General features: G+C 73.6%; 16 protein-coding genes. 9 read left to right on the forward strand and 7 right to left on the reverse strand.

Translation table 11 applies throughout. From position 1 onward, the window contains the following. Nucleotides 1-44: 44 nt before the first annotated feature. Nucleotides 45-1322, reverse strand: coding sequence for an MFS transporter (locus DER29_RS28220; protein ID WP_121400669.1), 1278 nt, complete (start codon nt 1320-1322; stop codon nt 45-47). 205 nt (nt 1323-1527) lie between these two features. Between DER29_RS28220 and uvrC the strand changes: the two genes are divergently transcribed. Then, nucleotides 1528-3534, forward strand: a complete 2007-nt coding sequence (gene uvrC, locus DER29_RS28225; RefSeq protein ID WP_121400670.1) for an excinuclease ABC subunit UvrC — start codon at nt 1528-1530, stop codon at nt 3532-3534. A gap of 69 nt (nt 3535-3603) precedes the next feature. Here uvrC and recQ read toward each other — a convergent pair whose 3' ends face one another. Next, complete coding sequence (recQ, locus tag DER29_RS28230; protein WP_121400671.1) at nt 3604-5442, reverse strand: DNA helicase RecQ; 1839 nt, start codon at nt 5440-5442, stop codon at nt 3604-3606. A gap of 501 nt (nt 5443-5943) precedes the next feature. Here recQ and rapZ point away from each other — a divergent pair. From rapZ to DER29_RS28270, 8 genes are all read left to right on the forward strand, one after another. Then, nucleotides 5944-6831, forward strand: a complete 888-nt coding sequence (gene rapZ / locus DER29_RS28235) for an RNase adapter RapZ (RefSeq protein WP_121400930.1) — start codon at nt 5944-5946, stop codon at nt 6829-6831. Continuing rightward, the gene (locus DER29_RS28240; RefSeq protein WP_121400672.1) at nt 6828-7952 is read left to right on the forward strand and encodes a 2-phospho-L-lactate transferase CofD family protein; all 1125 of its coding nucleotides are present in this window, start codon (nt 6828-6830) and stop codon (nt 7950-7952) included. The genes rapZ and DER29_RS28240 overlap by 4 nt, the downstream gene beginning before the upstream one ends. Nucleotides 7953-8006: 54 nt before the next feature. Then, complete coding sequence (gene whiA, locus DER29_RS28245; protein WP_088999356.1) at nt 8007-8987, forward strand: DNA-binding protein WhiA; 981 nt, start codon at nt 8007-8009, stop codon at nt 8985-8987. 264 nt (nt 8988-9251) lie between these two features. Beyond that, entirely contained in the window at nt 9252-10256 is a 1005-nt protein-coding gene (gene gap / locus DER29_RS28250) for a type I glyceraldehyde-3-phosphate dehydrogenase (RefSeq protein ID WP_121400673.1), read from the forward strand. A 35-nt stretch (nt 10257-10291) separates the two neighbouring features. Further along, on the forward strand, nt 10292-11491 hold the full coding sequence (gene pgk, locus DER29_RS28255; protein WP_121400674.1) for a phosphoglycerate kinase: 1200 nt from the start codon (nt 10292-10294) through the stop codon (nt 11489-11491). Beyond that, the gene (gene tpiA / locus DER29_RS28260) at nt 11491-12282 is read left to right on the forward strand and encodes a triose-phosphate isomerase (RefSeq protein WP_121400675.1); all 792 of its coding nucleotides are present in this window, start codon (nt 11491-11493) and stop codon (nt 12280-12282) included. Before pgk ends, tpiA begins: the two co-directional genes overlap by 1 nt. 95 nt (nt 12283-12377) lie before the next feature. Next, the gene (gene secG / locus DER29_RS28265) at nt 12378-12641 is read left to right on the forward strand and encodes a preprotein translocase subunit SecG (RefSeq protein ID WP_121400676.1); all 264 of its coding nucleotides are present in this window, start codon (nt 12378-12380) and stop codon (nt 12639-12641) included. Nucleotides 12642-12771: 130 nt separating this feature from the next. Next, a complete protein-coding gene (locus DER29_RS28270; protein ID WP_121400677.1) occupies nt 12772-13110 on the forward strand; it encodes an RNA polymerase-binding protein RbpA in 339 nt (112 codons plus the stop codon). 74 nt (nt 13111-13184) lie between these two features. Here the strand turns inward: DER29_RS28270 and pgl are convergent, their stop codons facing one another. From pgl to tal, 5 genes are all read right to left on the reverse strand, one after another. Beyond that, entirely contained in the window at nt 13185-13955 is a 771-nt protein-coding gene (gene pgl / locus DER29_RS28275; RefSeq protein WP_121400678.1) for a 6-phosphogluconolactonase, read from the reverse strand. A gap of 67 nt (nt 13956-14022) precedes the next feature. Beyond that, complete coding sequence (locus tag DER29_RS28280; RefSeq protein WP_121400679.1) at nt 14023-15039, reverse strand: glucose-6-phosphate dehydrogenase assembly protein OpcA; 1017 nt, start codon at nt 15037-15039, stop codon at nt 14023-14025. 91 nt (nt 15040-15130) lie between these two features. Beyond that, complete coding sequence (zwf, locus tag DER29_RS28285; RefSeq protein WP_370040717.1) at nt 15131-16672, reverse strand: glucose-6-phosphate dehydrogenase; 1542 nt, start codon at nt 16670-16672, stop codon at nt 15131-15133. 11 nt (nt 16673-16683) lie between these two features. Beyond that, nucleotides 16684-18333 (reverse strand): glucose-6-phosphate isomerase, encoded by a 1650-nt coding sequence (locus DER29_RS28290; protein WP_121400681.1) that lies wholly within the window; start codon nt 18331-18333, stop codon nt 16684-16686. Then, on the reverse strand, nt 18330-19508 hold the full coding sequence (tal, locus tag DER29_RS28295; protein WP_121400682.1) for a transaldolase: 1179 nt from the start codon (nt 19506-19508) through the stop codon (nt 18330-18332). The genes DER29_RS28290 and tal overlap by 4 nt, the downstream gene beginning before the upstream one ends. Nucleotides 19509-19515 lie beyond the last annotated feature (7 nt).

Consider the following 19515-nt stretch of genomic DNA (forward strand, 5'->3'; position numbering starts at 1 on the left):
CGGCCCGGCGGGGCCGGCGGCCCGACCCGGGCCGCCGGCCCCGCTCAGTCCGCGACGGCGCCCACGTCGACCGCCGGCCGCTCGCCCGTCGGCGGCGGCTCCCGCAGCGCGGCCGACGGCAGGCTCCGCTCCAACAGCAGGATGCCGGCGACGCCGACGGCGTTGAGCAGCGCCAGCGCCAGCCAGGGCGCGGCGGTGTCGACCTCGTACAGGGTGCCGAAGAAGGCCGGCGCGACCATCGAGGCGATGGCGAAGGAGTACTGGAAGGCCGCGAGGTAGCGGCCCCGGGCGGCGACCGGGGCGGCGGCCGCGGCCAGCGCGGCGGAGGCCGGCGCGTGCACCAGTTCCGCGACGGTGAACAGCAGCGTCGCCGCGACCAGCAGCGCGGCCACCACGTTGAGGTGCCCCGGGCCGAGGGTCGCCATGGCGAGGCCCCAGACCGTCCACAGGGCGGCGGCCAGCGCGACCGCACGGGTGCGGCGGTGGTGCGGCAGGCGGGCGCCGACGGGCGCGGACAGCAGTGCGACGAGGAACGCGTTGCCGGCCAGGACGGCGGAGGTCAGCCACGCCGGGCCCCGCAAATCCGTGAGCATCATCGTGGGCAGGGCCAGGCCGAGCATCATGCTGCTCAGCGCGAAGACCGTGTTCAGGCCGATGAGGGCGAGGAACGGGCGGTCCCGGACCAGCGCGGCGTACCCGCCCCGCCCGGATCCCGCCGGGCGGTCGGTGGCCGGCGGGATCCGCACGCAGACGGCGATGAGCACCGCGGCGAGGGCGAAGCAGGCCGCCGCCGCGTAGGCCACCGCGCGGTAGGTGGCGGCCCGCCCGTCGGCCACCACCACGCCCGTGGTCAGGCCCCCCACCGCCAGCCCGGCGGTACGGGCGCCGTTGCTGACCGCGTACCAGGTGTCCCGGGCCCAGCCGCCCGGGCTGCCGTCGGCGTAGTCGGCGACCGCCGTGAAGACGGCGGACCAGAAGAACCGCACGCCGACGGCGACCAGCGCCGCCGCCACGAAGACGCCGACCGGCCCTCCCACCCATGCGTACGCCAGATAGCCGGCGGCCTGGAGCAGTTGGGAGGCGACGACCACCGGCAGCGCCCCGAACCGGTCCGCCAGCGATCCCGCCCACAGCGGCACCGGCAGGGTGAGCACGGTCGCCGCGCTGAGCAGCACCCCGAGCAGCGCCAGGGGCACGTCGGTGAGCCGCAGGAAGTACACCAGCGACAGGGGCAGGAACAGCCCGTTGCCGACCGAGTCGACGGTGAGCGCCGCCACGAGGACGGCACCCCCTCGGCTGCGTCCCGCGGGGTTCGCGCCCATGTCCCCGTGCTCCCCTCGCGTCGCCTCCGCCAGGGGGCGGATGTTAGCTGGGAGCGTTTCCGGCGGCACCGCAATTTCGGGCCGCCGGGGGGTTCGCCCCCGGCCTGGGGCGGCCGGCATGACCGGGGCGTGGCACGGCCGGCGGCGGGCAGCCGGGGACGCGCCGTCGCGGGAGCTGTCGGGGGCGCGGACTACGCTTGCTGCCGTGGCTGACCCCTCGACCTACCGTCCCGCGCCCGGCACCATCCCGGAGTCACCGGGGGTCTACCGGTTCCGCGACGGCACCGGCCGGGTGATCTACGTCGGCAAGGCGAAGAACCTGCGCAGCCGGCTCAACTCCTACTTCGCCGACCTGTGGGGCCTGCACCAACGCACCCAGCAGATGGTCACCACCGCCGAGTCGGTGGACTGGGTCACCGTCGGCACCGAGGTCGAGGCGCTCCAGCTCGAATACACCTGGATCAAGCAGTACGACCCGCGTTTCAACGTCCGCTACCGCGACGACAAGTCCTACCCCTACCTCGCGGTCACCCTGGACGAGGAGTTCCCCCGGTTGCAGGTGATGCGGGGTGCCAAGCGCAAGGGGGTGCGCTACTTCGGGCCCTACTCGCACGCCTGGGCGATCCGCGAGACGCTCGACCTGCTGCTGCGGGTCTTCCCGGCGCGCACCTGCTCGGCCGGGGTGTTCAAGCGCGCCGGCCAGGTGGGCCGCCCCTGCCTGCTGGGTTACATCGGCAAGTGCTCGGCCCCCTGCGTCGGCAGCGTCACCCCCGAGCGGCATCGGGAGATCGTCGACGGTTTCTGCGACTTCATGGGCGGCCGCACCGACACGATGGTGCGCCGGCTCGAACGGGAGATGACCGATGCCAGCGAGCAGTTGGAGTTCGAGCGGGCCGCCCGGTTGCGTGACGACGTGGCCGCGCTGCGCCGGGCGATGGAGAAGCAGACCGTCGTGCTCGGCGACGGCACCGACGCCGACGTGGTCGCGTTCGCCGACGACCCCCTCGAAGCGGCCGTCCAGGTCTTCCACGTGCGCGACGGCCGGGTCCGTGGTCAGCGCGGCTGGGTGGTGGAGAAGACCGAGGAGCTGAGCACGGGCGACCTGGTGCACCACTTCTGCACCCAGGTCTACGGCGGCGAGCAGGGCGAGGCCGACGTGCCCCGCGAGCTGCTCGTGCCGGCGCTGCCCGCCGACGCCGACGCGCTGGCCGACTGGCTCTCCGGTCACCGGGGCAGCCGGGTGAGCCTGCGGGTGCCGCAGCGCGGCGACAAGCGGTCCCTGCTGGAGACCGTCGAGCGCAACGCCAAGGACGCCCTCGCCCGGCACAAGCTGCGCCGGGCCGGCGACCTGACCACCCGCAGCAAGGCGCTCGACGAGATCACCGAGGCGCTCGACATGCGCACCTCGCCGTTGCGCATCGAGTGTTTCGACATTTCCCAGATGCAGGGCACCGACGTGGTGGCGAGCATGGTCGTCTTCGAGGACGGGCTGCCCCGCAAGAGTGAATACCGGCGCTTCATCATCCGGGGCGCCACCGACGACCTCTCCGCCATGTCCGAGGTGCTGCGTCGCCGCTTCGCCCGCTACCTCGACGCCCGCGCCGAGACCGGCGAGGCGGGCGTCGAGCCGGCCGACGACCCCGTCGCTCCGGCCGGGCAGCCCGCGCCGAGCGAGCCCCACCAGCCCGGCGGGTCCGACGAGCGCACCGTCGGCACCCTGATCGACCCGACCACCGGGCGCCCGCGCAGGTTCGCGTACCCGCCGCAGCTGGTGGTGGTCGACGGCGGTGCGCCGCAGGTCGCGGCGGCGGCCCAGGCCCTGGCGGAGCTGGGCGTCGACGACGTGGCGCTGTGTGGCCTGGCCAAGCGGCTGGAGGAGGTCTGGCTGCCCGACGACGAGTTCCCGGTCATCCTGCCGCGCACCTCCGAGGGGCTCTACCTGCTGCAACGGGTGCGCGACGAGGCGCACCGCTTCGCCATCACCTTCCACCGGCAGCGGCGCTCCAAGCGGATGACCGAGTCGGCGCTGGACAGGGTGCCCGGCCTGGGGGAGGTGCGGCGCAAGGCGCTGCTGCGGCACTTCGGCTCGCTCAAGCGGCTTTCCGCGGCCACCGTGGAGGAGATCACCGAGGTGCCCGGCGTGGGCCGGCGCACCGCCGAGGCGATCCTCGCCGCGCTGGGCGGCGAGGCGAAGGCCCCGGCGACGGACTGACCGCGTGGCCGTCGGCGGCGCGTCGGCCCGCGCGCCGACGCCTGGCCAGGTGGCGTGGCCGGCCGGCCGTCACTCGGCCAGGACGGCCAGGATCTGCTCGCCGTACTTCGCGAGCTTGTTCTCGCCGACGCCGCTGACCGCGGACAGCTCGGCAAGCGACGTGGGCGCGTCGGTGGCGATCTGCCGCAGCGTGGCGTCGTGGAAGATCACGTACGCCGGGACGCCCTGCTCCTTGGCGGTGGCCCCCCGCCAGGCGCGCAGCCGCTCGAAGACCCCGGCGGCGGTCGGGGACAACTCGGCGACGACGGTGGCCGCCCCGCGTGGCTTGGCCGACCGCGAGGAGGCGACCTTCTCCGGCTCGCGGCGCATCATCACCGTGCGGCGGCGGCCCAGCACCTCCGCGCTGGCCTCGGTGAGGGCCAGCGTGCCGTAGTCGCCCTCGACGGCCAGCAGCCCCTCGGCCAGCAGTTGCCGCACCACGCCGCGCCACTCGGCCTCGCGCAGCTCGCCGCCGATGCCGAAGACGGTCAGCGAGTCGTGGCCGTACTGGGCGACCTTGTCGGTCGTGCGGCCGAGCAGGATGTCGACGCAGTGCCCCGCGCCGAAGCGCTGGTTGCGTTCCCGGTCGAGGCGGAAGACCGTGGAGAGCAGCTTCTGCGCCGCGACGGTGCCGTCCCAGGACTCCGGCGGGCTGAGGCAGGTGTCGCAGTTGCCGCAGGCGGCGGCCGCCTTCTCACCGAAGTAGTCGAGCAACTGGCCGCGCCGGCAGCGGACCGTCTCGCAGAGGGCGAGCATCGCGTCGAGGTGGGCGGCGAGGTTGCGCCGGTGGGCGAGGTCCCCGTCGGAGGTCTCGATCATCTTGCGCTGCTGCACCACGTCCTGGAGCCCGTACGCCAGCCAGGCGGTCGACGGCAGCCCGTCGCGCCCGGCGCGACCGGTCTCCTGGTAGTAGCCCTCGACCGACTTGGGCAGGTCGAGGTGGGCGACGAAGCGGACGTCGGGCTTGTCGATGCCCATGCCGAACGCGATGGTCGCCACCATCACCAGGCCGTCCTCGCGCAGGAAGCGCTGCTGGTTGCGCGCGCGGGTCGCCGCGTCCAGGCCGGCGTGGTAGGGCAGCGCGGCGACGCCGTTGGTGGTGAGAAACTCCGCCGTCTTGTCCACCGAGGCGCGCGACAGGCAGTAGACGATGCCCGCGTCGCCGGGGTGCTCGTCGCGCAGCAGGCTCAGCAGCTGCTTGCGCGGCTCGCGCTTGGGCACGATCCGGTACTGGATGTTGGGCCGGTCGAAGCTGGCCACGAAGTGCCGGGCGTCGGTGAGCTTGAGCCGGGTCGCGATCTCGTCGCGGGTCGCGCTGGTCGCGGTGGCGGTGAGCGCGATGCGGGGCACGTCGGGCCAGCGCTCGTGCAGCATCGACAGGGCGAGGTAGTCGGGGCGGAAGTCGTGCCCCCACTGCGACACGCAGTGCGCCTCGTCGATGGCGAACAGGGCGATCCTGCCCCGGTCGAGCAGTTGCTGCACCCCTCGGGTGCCCAACGCCTCCGGGGCGAGGTAGAGCAGGTCCAGCTCGCCGCCGACGAAGGCCCGTTCCACCACCCGGCGGGCGTCGAGATCCTGGGTCGAGTTGAGGAAGCCGGCCCGGACGCCGACCGCCGTCAGCGCGTCGACCTGGTCCTGCATGAGCGCGATCAGCGGGGAGACCACCACCGCCACGCCGTCGCGGACCAGCGCGGGGATCTGGTAGCACAGCGACTTGCCACCGCCGGTGGGCATCAGCACCAGCGCGTCGCCGCCGGCCACCACGTGGTCGATCACCTCCTGTTGGAAGCCGCGGAAGGCGTCGTAGCCGAAGACCCGGCGCAGCACCTCCAGGGCGTCGGCGGAGCGCAGGTCGGTGGGGGAAGCCATCCGGGGATTCTACGAACCTCCCCCGACAGCCGGCGGACCCGAGCGGGCGGTTCGCGCCGGGGACTATCCGGCGGTACGGCGACCGGGGCGTGGACGGGACGCCCGCCGGTGCCGCCGGCGGCGAGGATCACCCGGTCGCCGACCGGGCGGCCGTCAACCAGCCGTGGGCCGCCGGACCGGGGCGTCGCGGTCCGGCGGCTCCGGGTCGCTCAGCCGGGCGTGCGGAACTCCTGGCCAGCCCGCGCGGCGGGGCCTTCCTGGATGTTCACTGATCGTGACCAAGGCGTCCGCCTGCCGGGAGCACGACCCTCGCGCCCGGGTCCGGCCGTCCGCCGGGGCGGGCGCCGCCACGGCGGCGGCCCGGGACGTGCCGGCAACGTGCGGGGGGTGCGGGATAGAGTCGCTGATTGACCACGCGCGGCCGGGGGTGCCGGCCGCGGCGCCACGGCTTGGGGGTAGTGGGTGAGCGAGGCGCGTACGGCCGAGGAACGGGGCACGACGGTGACCGGGCAGCAGACACCGGCGGAGTCGGACACCACTCTGGTGGTGGTCACCGGGCTCTCCGGCGGCGGCCGCAGCACGGTGGCGAGGGCGCTGGAGAACGTCGGGTTCTACGTGGTGGACAACCTGCCGCAGGCGCTCATGCTCGACATGGCCGAGCTGGCGTTCAAGGCGGGCGGGGCGGCCCGGCGTACGGCGATGGTGCTGGACGTGCGCTCGCGCGCCTTCTCCACCGACCTGGCGGGGGCGATCCGGGAGCTGAAGGAGCGCGGCTTCTCGCCCCGGGTGGTCTTCGTCGACGCCGACGACGAGGTGCTGATCCGGCGGTTCGAGAGCGTCCGGCGCTCGCACCCGTTGCAGGGCGACGGGCGGCTCGCCGACGGCATCGCGGTCGAGCGCGGCCTGCTGGAGGAGGCCCGCGACCAGGCCGACGTGATCATCGACACCAGCCATCTGAACGTCAACCAGCTGCGCCGCCGCGTCGAGGAGCTCTTCGGCGGCGAGGACGCCCGCCGGCTGCGGGTCACCGTGCTCTCCTTCGGCTTCAAGTACGGCCTGCCGCCGGACGCCGACTTCGTGCTCGACGCCCGGTTCCTGCCCAACCCGTACTGGGTGCCGGAGCTGCGGGAGCACACCGGCCGGGACGAGGCGGTCAGCTCGTACGTGCTGGGGCAGGAGGGCGCGGACGCCTTCGTCGGGTCGTACGCCGACCTGGTCAACGCCACCACCGTCGGCTTCGAGCGGGAGGGCAAGCGCTACCTGACCGTGGCGGTCGGCTGCACCGGCGGCAAGCACCGCAGCGTGGCCATCGCCGAGGAGCTGGCCGCCCGGCTGCGCCACTCCGGTCTGGCCGCCAACGCCCAGCACCGCGACCTGGGGCGCGAGTGACGGCGACGCGCGTGGTCGCCTTCGGCGGCGGGCACGGCCTGTCCGCCTCGCTGCGTGCCCTGCGCCGCTGCGCCCCCGAGCTGGACCTCGACATCACGGCGGTGGTCACCGTCGGTGACGACGGCGGCTCCAGCGGCCGGCTGCGGGCCGAGCGGGGCGGCCTGCCCCCGGGCGACCTGCGGCAGGCGCTGGTCGCGCTGGCGGGGGACCACCCGGCGACCCGGCGCAGTGCCAAGCTCTTCCAGCACCGCTTCGCCGAGGTGCCGCCGCCCGCCGACGGCCCGGCTCCCGCCGGGGACCTGTCGGCGGGGCGCCTTCCGGTCTCCGGTACCGGACGGGCCCCTTCCAACCCGCAGCCGGCCGGGCTCGCCGGAGGGGCGGCGGGCGGGCGGGCGGGTGCCGGTGCGGCCGGGCGGGCCGGCGACGGCGCCGGCGGGCTGGCCGGGCACGCGGTGGGCAACCTGGTGCTCTGCGGGCTGATGGAGCTGCTCGGCGACCCGGTGGCCGCCCTGGAGCACGCCGGCGCGATGCTCGGCGCGGTCGGCCGGGTGCTGCCGATGTCGTGCGAGCCGGTGGGGATCGAGGCCCGGGTCCGCGGCGCCGACCCGCGCCGGCCGGACGAGGTGCGCACGATCACGGGCCAGCACCAGGTCGCGGTGACCACCGGCCGGGTGGAGTCGTTGCGGCTCACCCCGGTCGCGCCGGAGGCCTGCCCGCAGGCGGTCGCCGCGATCGGCGCGGCCGACTGGTTGATCTTCGGGCCGGGCAGCTGGTACACGAGCGTGCTGCCGCACCTGCTGGTGCCGCAGCTCGCCGCCGCGATCGTCGCCAGCCCGGCGCGGCGGCTCGTCACGCTGAACCTCGCCGCCGAGAAGGAGACCTCCGGGCTCTCCCAGGCCGGCCACCTGGCCGCGCTGCGCGCGTACCTGCCGGAGCTGAGGGTCGACCGTGTGGTCGCCGATTCCAAGGCGGCGGGTGACCCCGAACCGGTCGAACGTGCGGCAGAATCGCTGGGTGCCCGCCTGGTCCTCGCTCCCGTCGCGGTCACCGACGGCACTCCCCGTCATGATCCGGCCGCCCTGGGCGCCGCACTGGTGCCTGTCCTGGGCGCCGATCGTTAGACACGTACGTAATCTCCGGCGACACGCCGGAACAGGTCCGTGAGGGGACGCACAATGGCGATGACGGCTGCGGTCAAGGACGAGCTGAGTCGGGTCGACGTGCCCAAGCCCTGCTGCCGGCGGGCGGAGATGGCGGCGCTGCTGCGCTTCGCCGGCGGGCTGCACATCGTCTCCGGTCGGGTCGTGGTGGAGGCCGAGCTCGACACGGGGGCGGTGGCCCGACGGCTGCGACGGGAGATCGCGGAGGTCTACGGCTATCCGAGTGAGATCCACGTGCTCGCGTCCGGTGGCCTGCGCAAGGGCAGCCACTTCATCGTGCGGGTGGTCAAGGACGGTGAGGCCCTCGCGCGGCAGACCGGCCTGCTCGACGTGCGGGGGCGCCCGGTGCGGGGGCTGCCGCCGCACGTCGTCGCGGCGAACGTCTGCTGCGCGGTGTCGGCCTGGCGCGGCGCGTTCATGGCGCACGGCTCGCTGACCGAGCCGGGCCGCTCCAGCGCGTTGGAGATCACCTGCCCCGGTCCGGAGTCCGCGCTGGCCCTGGTGGGCGCGGCCCGCCGGATCGGCATCACCGCCAAGAACCGCGAGGTGCGCGGCGTGGACCGGGTGGTGGTCAAGGACGGCGACGCGATCGCCGCGCTGCTCACCCGGATCGGCGCCCACTCCAGCGTGCTGGCCTGGGAGGAGCGGCGGGTGCGCCGCGAGGTGCGGGCCACGGCGAACCGGCTGGCCAACTTCGACGACGCCAACCTGCGCCGCTCGGCGCGGGCCGCGGTCGCCGCCGCCGCCCGGGTGACCCGGGCGCTGGAGATCCTCGCCGAGGACGCGCCCAACCACCTCACCTCCGCCGGCCGGCTGCGCCTGGAGCACCGGCAGGCCTCGCTGGAGGAGCTGGGCGCGCTGGCCGACCCGCCGTTGACCAAGGACGCCATCGCCGGCCGGATCCGGCGGCTGCTGGCGCTGGCCGACAAGCGGGCCCGGGACCTGGGCATCCCGGATACGGAAGCAGCCGTCACGCCCGACATGCTCGTGGTCTGATAGGACGGTGCGGGTCGGCGGTGCCGGTGGGATCACCACCCGGCGCTGCACTGCGTCGCACGCTCGGATAAGGTCGCTGCGTACGGCAAGGGGGCCGGCACAGGCACTCCTCGCCGTGCACACCGCCTCGGGCGGTCAGGTCCTTCGAGACCGCGGCGGGGTGGCCGAGATGAACCGTCAACGGCCGGCTCCAACGGTCGGCGCACACACCTCCGCCGGCCCGGGTCTTACGCCGGCGGACCAGAACGCAAGGAGATGGGACCTGTGACCATCCGGGTTGGCATCAACGGCTTCGGCCGGATCGGCCGCAACTTCTTCCGGGCAGTGCTGGCGTCCGGCGCTGACGTCGAGGTCGTGGCGGTCAACGACCTGACCGACAACGCGACGCTCGCCCACCTGCTCAAGTACGACAGCATCCTGGGCCGCCTGCCGCACGAGGTGAAGGCCACCGCCGACGAGATCACCGTGGGCGGCAAGACCATCAAGGCGTTCGCCGAGAAGGACCCGGCGAAGCTGCCGTGGGGCGAGGTCGGCGCGGACGTGGTCATCGAGTCCACCGGCTTCTTCACCGACGCCACCAAGGCGAAGGCGCACGTCGACGGCGGGGCCAAGAAGGTCATCATCTCCGCCCCGGCGAAGAACGAGGACGTCACGGTCGTCATGGGCGTCAACCACGACCAGTACGACCCGGCCAAGCACACCATCATCTCGAACGCCTCCTGCACCACCAACTGCCTCGCGCCCATGGCGAAGGTCCTGCACGACACGTTCGGCATCCAGCACGGCCTGATGACGACGATCCACGCGTACACCCAGGACCAGAACCTCCAGGACGCGCCGCACTCCGACCTGCGTCGGGCCCGCGCCGCCGCGCTGAACATCGTGCCGACCTCGACCGGCGCGGCGAAGGCGATCGGCCTGGTGCTGCCGGAGCTGAAGGGCAAGCTGGACGGCTACGCGCTGCGGGTGCCGATCCCGACCGGCTCGGCCACCGACCTCACGGTCGACGTCAACCGTGAGACCACGGTGGACGAGGTCAACGCCGCGCTGAAGGCCGCCGCCGACGGCCCGCTCAAGGGCATCCTGGTCTACAACGAGGACCCGATCGTCTCCTCGGACATCGTCACCGACCCGGCGTCGTGCATCTTCGACGCGCCGCTGACCAAGGTCGTCGGCAACCAGGTCAAGGTCGTCGGCTGGTACGACAACGAGTGGGGCTACTCGAACCGCCTGGTCGACCTGGTCAAGCTCGTCGGCAAGTCCCTGTGAGGCAGCCGACGGTCACGAACGGAGGGCTGGCGTAAGTGAGCATCCGTACCCTCGACGACCTGCTCGCCGAGGGGGTGTCGGGTCGGCGCGTGCTGGTGCGCGCCGACCTGAACGTCCCGCTCGACAAGCAGTCCGGTGACATCACTGACGACGGCCGCATCCGGGCCGTGCTGCCCACCCTGAGCGCGCTCACCGGAGCCGGCGCCAAGGTGGTCGTCTGCTCGCACCTGGGTCGCCCGAAGGGCGCCCCGGACCCGCAGTTCAGCCTGCGCCCGGTCGCCGGGCGCCTCGGTGAGCTGCTCGGCGCGCCGGTGCACTTCGCCACCGACACCGTGGGCGAGTCGGCCCGCTCCACCGTGGACGCGCTCGCCGACGGCGAGGTCGCGCTGCTGGAGAACCTTCGCTTCAACCCCGGTGAGACCAGCAAGGACGACACCGAGCGGGGCGCCTTCGCCGACCAGCTCGCCGCGTTCGGCGACGCGTACGTCGACGACGCGTTCGGCGCGGTGCACCGCAAGCACGCCAGCGTCCACGACGTGCCGGCCCGGCTGCCGCACGTCGCGGGCCGGCTGGTGCTGCGCGAGGTGGAGGTCCTGTCCCGGCTGACCGGTGAGCCGGAGCGCCCGTACGTGGTGGTGCTCGGCGGCTCGAAGGTCTCCGACAAGCTGGCGGTGATCGAGGCGTTGCTGCCGTCGGTCGACCGGCTGCTCATCGGCGGCGGGATGTGCTTCACCTTCCTCAAGGCGCAGGGCCACGAGGTGGGCTCCTCGCTGCTGGAGGAGGAGATGGTCGAGACCTGCCGCAACCTGCTGGAACGCTCCGAGGGCAAGATCATGCTCCCGGTCGACGTGGTGGCCGCGGACGCGTTCGCCCCGGACGCCGCGCACGACACCGTGCCGGCCGACGGCATCCCCGGCAAGCGGGTCGGGCTCGACATCGGGCCCGAGACGGTCGCCGGGTTCGCCGCCGCCCTCAAGGGCGCGCGGACGATCTTCTGGAACGGCCCGATGGGCGTGTTCGAGATGCCGGCGTTCGCCCACGGCACCCGCGGGATCGCCGAGACGATCGCGAAGACCGACGCGTTCACCGTCGTCGGTGGCGGTGACTCCGCCGCCGCGGTACGGGCGCTCGGGCTGGACGAGTCGTCCTTCGGGCACATCTCCACCGGCGGTGGCGCCTCCCTGGAATACCTGGAGGGCAAGACCCTCCCCGGCATCGCGGCCCTGGAGAACTGATGGCGAGCGTCACCCGCCGGCCCCTGATGGCCGGCAACTGGAAGATGAACTGCAACCACCTCGAGGCCAACCTGCTGGTGCAGAAGCTGGCGGCCAGCCTCAATGAGAAGCAGCTCACCGACGTCGAGACGGTGGTCCTGCCGCCGTTCACCGACCTGCGTACGGTGCAGACCGCCGTCGACGGCGACAAGCTGCTCATCGGCTACGGCGCGCAGGACCTCTCGCCGCACGCGTCGGGGGCCTACACCGGGGACATCTCCGGCCCGATGCTGGCGAAGCTGGGCTGCACCTACGTGGTGATCGGGCACTCGGAGCGACGTGCCTACCACCACGAGGACGACGCGATCGTCAACGCCAAGGTGCAGGCGGCGTTGGCCCACGGGCTCACCCCGATCCTCTGCGTGGGGGAGGGGCTGGACGTCCGGGACAAGGGCACCCACGTGGCGCACTGCAGCGACCAGCTCGACGGCGCCCTGAAGGGGCTCACCGCCGAGCAGGTGCAGAAGGTCGTGGTGGCGTACGAGCCGGTCTGGGCGATCGGCACGGGCAAGACGGCCACCCCGGAGGACGCCCAGGAGGTGTGCGGCGCGGTCCGTCAGCGCCTGGCCGAGTCCTTCGGTCAGGACACCGCCGACAAGGTCCGGGTTCTCTACGGCGGGTCGGTCAAGTCCTCGAACGTGGCGGCGATCATGGCCCAGCCGGACGTCGACGGGGCGCTCGTGGGCGGCGCGAGCCTGGACGCCGAGGAGTTCGCGAAGATCTGCCGGTTCCCGGAGCACATCTCCCGCTGATCGCTCGCTATCCTTGACTCCGCCCGTCCGTCGGTCGGTGCCACCGTGCCCGATCTGCCCGGGCGAGGATCGTAACGAGAGGACTGACCCCAGCCATGCCGATCTGGTTCGCATACACGTTGATCGTGTTGCTGGTCATCACGAGCATCCTGCTGACGATGCTGATCCTGCTGCACCGCGGTAAGGGCGGCGGTTTGTCGAGCATGTTCGGCGGTGGCGTCAGCTCCAGCCTCGCCGGTTCCTCGGTGGCGGAGAAGAACCTCGACCGCTACACCGTCCTGGTGGGCATCGTCTGGTTCGCCTGCATCGTCGGGCTGGGGCTCTGGCTCCGCCTCCAGATGGCCAGCGGCACGGTCTGAGCCCGCCAAGTCGTACAATTTGCGCGCGGCCCGTCGACGACGGGCCGCGCGCAGTTCGTTCCACCGCTGCACCGCGTCGCCCGCCGCCCTCTCCGCGGCGGTTCCCCTTCGACGACAGGAGCGAGCAGCCGTGCCCATCGGCAACGTCATCCCGGGCACCCGGGTCGGATTCGCGCCCGAACGCCACCAGCCGGCCCCGTGCCGGACGGTCACCTACTGGTGCCGCAACGACCACCGCAACGAGATCCGGCTCGCCGCCGAGGTCGAGGTGCCGGAGGTGTGGGACTGCCCGCGTTGCGGCCTGCCCGCCGGCCAGGACGCGCAGAACCCGCCGGGCCGCGCCCGGCCCGAGCCCTACAAGACCCACCTGGCGTACGTGAAGGAGCGGCGCACCGCGGCGGAGGGAGAGGCCATCCTGGCCGAGGCCCTCGCTGACCTGCGCCGCCGGCGTGGCCGTCCCGCCGGTTAGGCGGCGTTCCCGCCCACGGCGGACAGCAAGGGGCCCCTCGTCGACGGCCGCGTCGACGAGGGGCCCCTTTCCCGTCAGCGCAGGCTGCGCAGGCGGGCCGGGACGTCGGCCGCCGCCGCCCGGTCGAGCAGCCAGAGGGTCCGGCCCGTGCCCTGCACGCCGGCCGCCGGCAGTTGCACCGGCCCCGCCCCGGCCAGCGCCATGCCGACCGCCCGTGCCTTGTCGGCCCCGCTGGCCACCAGCCAGACCTCCTCGGCCGTGTTGATCGTCGGAAGGGTCAGCGTGGTCCGCACCGGCGGGGGCTTCGGGCTGCCCCGCACCGCGCTGACCGGCCGGCTGTCGTGGTGCACCGGATGCTCGGGGAAGACCGAGGCGACGTGCCCGTCCTCGCCGACGCCCAGCATCAGCACGTCGAAGTGGGGGAGCGCGGCGTGCCCCGGACGCGCCGACCGGGCCAGCTCCTCGGCGTAGCGGGCCGCCGCCTCCTCCGGGTCGGGCCCGGCCGGACCGTCGGAGGCCGGCATCGGGTGGACCCGGGCGGGGTCGAGCGGCACCGCGTCCAGCAGCGTGGCGCGGGCCTGGGTCTCGTTGCGCTCGGGGTCGCCGGCGGGCAGGAACCGCTCGTCGCCCCACCAGACGTCGACCCGGGACCAGTCCACGGCGTCCCGGGCCGGCAGCGCCGCCACCGCCCGGTGCACCGCCGCGGCTATCCGCCCGCCGGTCAGCACCACCGACGCCTGGCCCCGCTCGGCCTGCGCGTCGAGCAGCTTGACCACCAACCGGGCGGCCACCGCCTGGGCCAGCAGGTCGGCGTCGGCGTGGACGGCGACACTCGCCTCACTCATCTGTGTGCCTTCGTTTCTCCGGCCGCCGCGCGGCCGGTCCTCCGTGGTGCCCCGGGCAGCCGGGCGCTCAGTGCTCGGCGCTCGTTCCCACGTGCGCGGTGACCCCCGCCTCGGCCCGCTGGGCCGTGGCCGGGTCCTTCCAGACGTGCACCCGCTGCGGCGGGCGCTGGTCGAGGTCGGCCAGCCCGGCCGCCGTGCCCAGCGCCTCCGCGTACACCTGGTCGGCGTCGAGCCGGCGCAGCTCCTCGGCCAGTTCGTCGCCCAGCGGCCGGCGGACGAGCGGCAGCTGCCGGTCCTCCTGGCCGGTACGCCGGAACGTCGCCACGCTGTCGTCCCGGGTCAGCGTCAGCGTGTCGCCGTTGGCGCAGCGCAGCTGCACCTCCCGCATCCGGGGCGACGCGTCGGTGTGCTCCCACACCGGCTCGATGCCCAGCCGCGCGGCCAGCCAGCCCTGCATCAGCGCGGCGGTCGGGTCGGTCGGCGGGGCCACCACGGTCGCCTCGGTCACCCTGGCCTGGGTGGTGTCGAACGCCCCCGCCACGAGCGTGCGCCACGGGGTGATCCGGGTCCACGCCAGGTCGGTGTCGCCGGGGGCGTAGTCCCGGGCCCGCTGGCGCAGCGCCTCGATCGGGTCGGCGGCCTGCGCGCAGTCGGTGATCCGGCGGTCGGCCACCACGCCGAGGAAGTCCGTGGCGATCTCGGCCGGCGGCTCGCCGTGCCACCACGTCACCACCGGCACGTCCGGCACCAGCAGCGGCATCACCACCGATTCGGCGTGCAGGGCCAGCCGCCCGTACATCCGGGTGACCACCGCCTCGCACGGGCCGAGCCGGCCGCCGACGACGATCTCCGCGTCCAGCCGGTTGCGTTCGCGCTCCACGTCGGTGCGGACCACCACCAGCAGCCGGCAGGGGTGGGCGGCGGCGGCTATGGTCGCCGCCGCCTCCGCCTCGCGGACCCGCTTCTCGTCCACCACCACGATCAGGGTGAGCGCCATGCCGCTGGCCACCCCGCCGGCGCTGCGCCGCTCGGCGGCCAGCGCCTTGACCACCTCGTTGCCGGTGGTGTCCCACAGGCCGATCAATGGAGCCTCCTGGTTTGCTCGGTGCGGCTGCTCACGGCACCTGCCTTCGTTCGCGACCGCGAGGCTCGCAGAACCGGCTCACTCCTCGCGCTCACGCTCGCCGCCATGCCCGGCCCTCGCGGGCCAGCATCTCGTCGGCGGCCCGGGGGCCCCACTCGCCGGCCCGGTACGGTTCCGGCTTCGTGCCCGCCCACGCGTGCTCCAGCGGGTCCACCACCTGCCAGCTCTGCTCGACCTCGGCGGCGTCCGGGAAGAGGGTGCGGTCGCCGATCAGCACGTCCAGCACGAGCCGCTCGTACGCCTCGGGGCTGGCCTCGGTGAACGCCTCGCCGTACTGGAAGTCCATCGCGATGTCGCGGACCTCCATCGTGGTGCCGGGCACCTTGGAGCCGAACTTGAGCACGACGCCCTCGTCCGGCTGCACCCGGATCACGAGCTGGTTGTTGCCCAGCGACTCCATGTCGGCTTCGTTGAACGGCAGGTGCGGCGCCCGCTTGAACATGATGGCGACCTCGGTGACCCGCCGCGGCAGCCGCTTGCCGGCCCGGATGTAGAACGGCACCTCCGCCCAGCGGCGGTTCTGGATGCCGAGCCGGACGGCCACGTAGGTCTCCGTGGTCGAGTCCTCCGGGACGCCCTTCTCCTCCAGATACCCGACGGCACGCTCGCCGCCCACCCAGCCGGGCAGGTACTGCCCGCGTACGGTGCCCTCGGCCACGTCCTTCGGCAGGGTGATCGCACGGAGCACCTTGAGCTTCTCCGTGCGGATCTCGTCGGCGTCGAAGCTCGTCGGCTCCTCCATCGCCACCAACGCCAACAGCTGGAGCAGGTGGTTCTGGAACACGTCACGGGCCGCGCCGGCCGAGTCGTAGAAGCCGGCGCGGGTGCCGATGCCGACGTCCTCGGCCATGGTGATCTGCACCGAGTCGACGTACTTGGAGTTCCACAGCGGCTCGAACAGGTTGTTGGCGAACCGCAGGGCGAGGATGTTCTGGACGGTCTCCTTGCCCAGGTAGTGGTCGATGCGGAAGACGTCCTTGCGGGTGAAGACGTCGTCGACCAGGTCGTTGAGCGCCTTCGCCGAGGGCAGGTCGTGCCCGAAGGGCTTCTCCACCACCACCCGGCGCCAGCCGCCGGACTTGGCGTTGTCGGCCATCCCGGTGCGGGCCAGCTGCTTGAGGACCACGGGGAACGCCGCCGGGGGGATGGAGAAGTAGAAGGCGGCGTTGCCCGGGATCCCGTGCGTCTGGCGCAGCTCGTCCAGCATCTCGGAGAGGTGGTCGAACGCGGCGTCGTCGTCGAACGAGCCGCCGACGAACTTGATGTTGCCCACCAGCCGCGCCCACACCTCCTCCCGCCAGGGGGTGCGGGCGTGCTTCTTGGCGGCCTCGTGGGCGAGCGACTCGAAGTCCCCGTCGCCCCAGTCCCGGCGGGCGAAGCCGAGCACGGCGAAGCCCGGGGGCAGCAGCCCCCGGTTCGCCAGGTCGTACACGGCCGGCAGGAGCTTCTTGCGGGCCAGGTCACCGGTGACGCCGAAGATCACCAGAGCGCACGGCTCCGGGATCCTCGGCAGCCGGCGGTCCTGCGGGTCGCGCAGCGGGTTCACGCCGCCTCCTCGCTCCGCGTCATCCATGGTCCCCATCGTCACGCCCGCAACGCCCCGGCCGCATCGAGCAGCTGGGCCACGCCCGCCGACCGGTCGGTCAGGTGCAGCCGGACCAGCGGGCGCTTCCGCTCGGCCAGGGCCTGCCGGTCGCCGGCGGCCTGCGCCGCCTGCAACTCCCCGAAGGTGTACGGCCGGCCCGGCACCGGCAGGTCGTCGGCGACCGCGCCGGTGAGCTGGAGGTAGCTGCCGACCTGCGGGCCGCCCTTGTGGTACTGGCCGGTGGAGTGCAGGAACCGCGGCCCCCAACCGAAGGTGACCGGCCGTCCGGCGGCACCGGCCAGCAGCGGCCGCAGCCGGGCCGCGTCGGCGTCGGCGAACCGGTCGAGGTACGCCATCACCGCGAGGTAGCCGTCGTCGCCCGCCGCGTCGACCAGCTGGCGGAGCACGCCGGCCAGGTCGCCCGGGGCGCCCTGCGGCGCGTACACCTCGATCGCGCCCTCGGTGAACGACGGCGTCTCCGCCGGCGGACCGGAGGCGAGGATCCGGTTCGTGTTCTCCTTGGACTCGGTGACGTTGGGCTGGTTGAACGGGTCGATGCCGAGCACCACGCCGGCGATCGCGGTGGCGTACTCCCAGGCGAGGAACTGCGCGCCGAGCGGGCCGTTGACGGCCACGTCGGCGTCGGCGCCGCCGCCGGGGACGGCGCCGGCGGGCAGCGCGCCGCCGTAGGTCACGGTGAGCACGTCGTCGCCGGTGGCGCCGGGGCTCTGCGGCGACTCCACGACGACCGGCAGGATGCCGACCCCGGCCTTGCCGGTGGACTCGGCGATCAGCTGCTCGGCCCAGTCGCCGAGGCCCTCGATGCCGGTGCCGTCGGAGATCAGGGCGACCTTGTCCCGGCCCATGGTGGCCGCCGCGCCGAGCGCCGCGCCGAGCGCCAGGCCCGGGTTGTCGCGGTCCCCGCCCAGCGACCGCGCCAGCGCGTCGGCCTCGTCGAGCAGCTCGGCCACCTCGACGCCGGCCAGCGCCGACGGGACCAGCCCGAACGCGGTCAGCGCCGAGTAGCGGCCGCCCACGTTCGGGTCGGCGAGCACGGTGAAGGCGCCCATCTCGGCGGCGGTGGCCTCCAGCGGCGAGCCGGGGTCGGTGACGACGACGAAGTGCCGGCCGGCCTCCGCCTCGGTCATCCCCGCGTCGAGGAACGCCTGCCAGTACGCCCGGCGGTGGCTGTCGGTCTCGACGGTCGAACCGGACTTGCTGGCCACCACGACCACGGTGCGCTCCAGCCGGTCGGCCAGCGCCGCCCGGACCTGCCCCGGGTCGGTGGTGTCGAGCACCGTCAGCTGCTTGCCGAGGGTACGGGCGATGACCTCGGGGGCCAGCGACGAGCCGCCCATCCCGGCGAGCACCACGTGGTCCAGGTCGGCCAGCTCCGCCTTCAGCTCGGCGAGCTGGGGCAGCAGCTCCCGGCTGCGCAGGTGGGTGTCCACCCAGCCGAGGCGGATCTTCGCCTCGGCCTCGGCGTCCGGACCCCACAGGGTCGGGTCTTTCGCGGCCAGCTTGCCCGGCGTGCCGGCGCTCACCAGCGCGTCCCGGGTGGAGGCGGGGGCCGACCTGTCGACCGTGTCGGCCCCGTGCACGGAGAGCCCGGCGGCGGCCTCGACCGCCCGGGCGAGCAGATCACTCACGCGTTGCCCCCTGCCTGCTGCGCGGCCTGCGCGTTGTCCTTGGCGGCGTCACCCGGGCGGCCGGCGCCCCGGCCCGCGGCCGACAGCGACTTGCGGACGCCGTCGAGCAGTTCCTGCCAGCTCGTCTCGAACTTCTCCACGCCCTCGCGCTCCAGGGTCTCGATGACGTCGGCCATGTCGATCCCGACCGACTCCAGGTCCGCGAAGACCTTGCGGGCCTCGTCGTACGAACCGGTGATGGTGTCGCCGCGGGTCTCGCCGTGGTCGGCGTACGCGTGCACGACCGGCTCCGGCATGGTGTTGACCGTGCCGGGGGCGATCAGCTCCTCGACGTAGATGACGTCCCGGTAGTCCGGGTTCTTGGTCGAGGTGGAGGCCCACAGCGGCCGCTGCGGGTGGGCGCCGGCGTCGGCGAGGGCCTGCCAGCGGTCCGAGGAGAACACCTCGCCGTAGCGCTCGTACGCCAGCTTGGCGTTGGCGACGGCGGCCTTGCCGCGCAGCGCCTTGGCCTCGTCGGAGCCGAGCTTCTCCAGCCGCTTGTCGACCTCGCTGTCGACGCGGGAGACGAAGAACGACGCGACCGACCCGATCTTCGACAGGTCGTGCCCGTTCGCCTTCGCCTGCTCCAGGCCGGCCAGGAACGCCTCCATCACCTGCGAGTAGCGGTCCAGCCCGAAGATCAGCGTGACGTTGACGCTGATCCCCTCCGCCAGGGTGGCGGTGATCGCCGGCAGGCCGGCCTCGGTGGCCGGGATCTTGATGAAGAGGTTCGGCCGGTCGACGAGCCACCACAGCGCCTTGGCCTCGGCGACGGTCTTGTCGGTCTCGTGGGCCAGCCGGGGGTCCACCTCGATGGAGACCCGGCCGTCGACCCCGGCGCTGCCCTCGTACGACGGGCGCATCACGTCGCACGCCCACCGCACGTCGTAGGTGGTGAGCATGCGCACGGCCTCCTCGACCTCCACCCCACGGGCGGCGAGGTCGCGCAGCTGCCAGTCGTACTCGTCGGCGTCGCTCAGCGCCTTGGCGAAGATCGTCGGGTTGGTGGTCACCCCGGCCACGTGCTTCTCCCGGCGGAGCTGGTCCAGCCCGCCGGAGGACAGCCGTACCCGGGAAAGGTCGTCGAGCCAGACCGCCACGCCTGCGGCGGTGAGTTCACTCAGCCTGTCCGTCATACCGTCC

The sequence above is a fragment of the Micromonospora sp. M71_S20 genome, from assembly GCF_003664255.1.
Lineage (GTDB): Bacteria > Actinomycetota > Actinomycetes > Mycobacteriales > Micromonosporaceae > Micromonospora.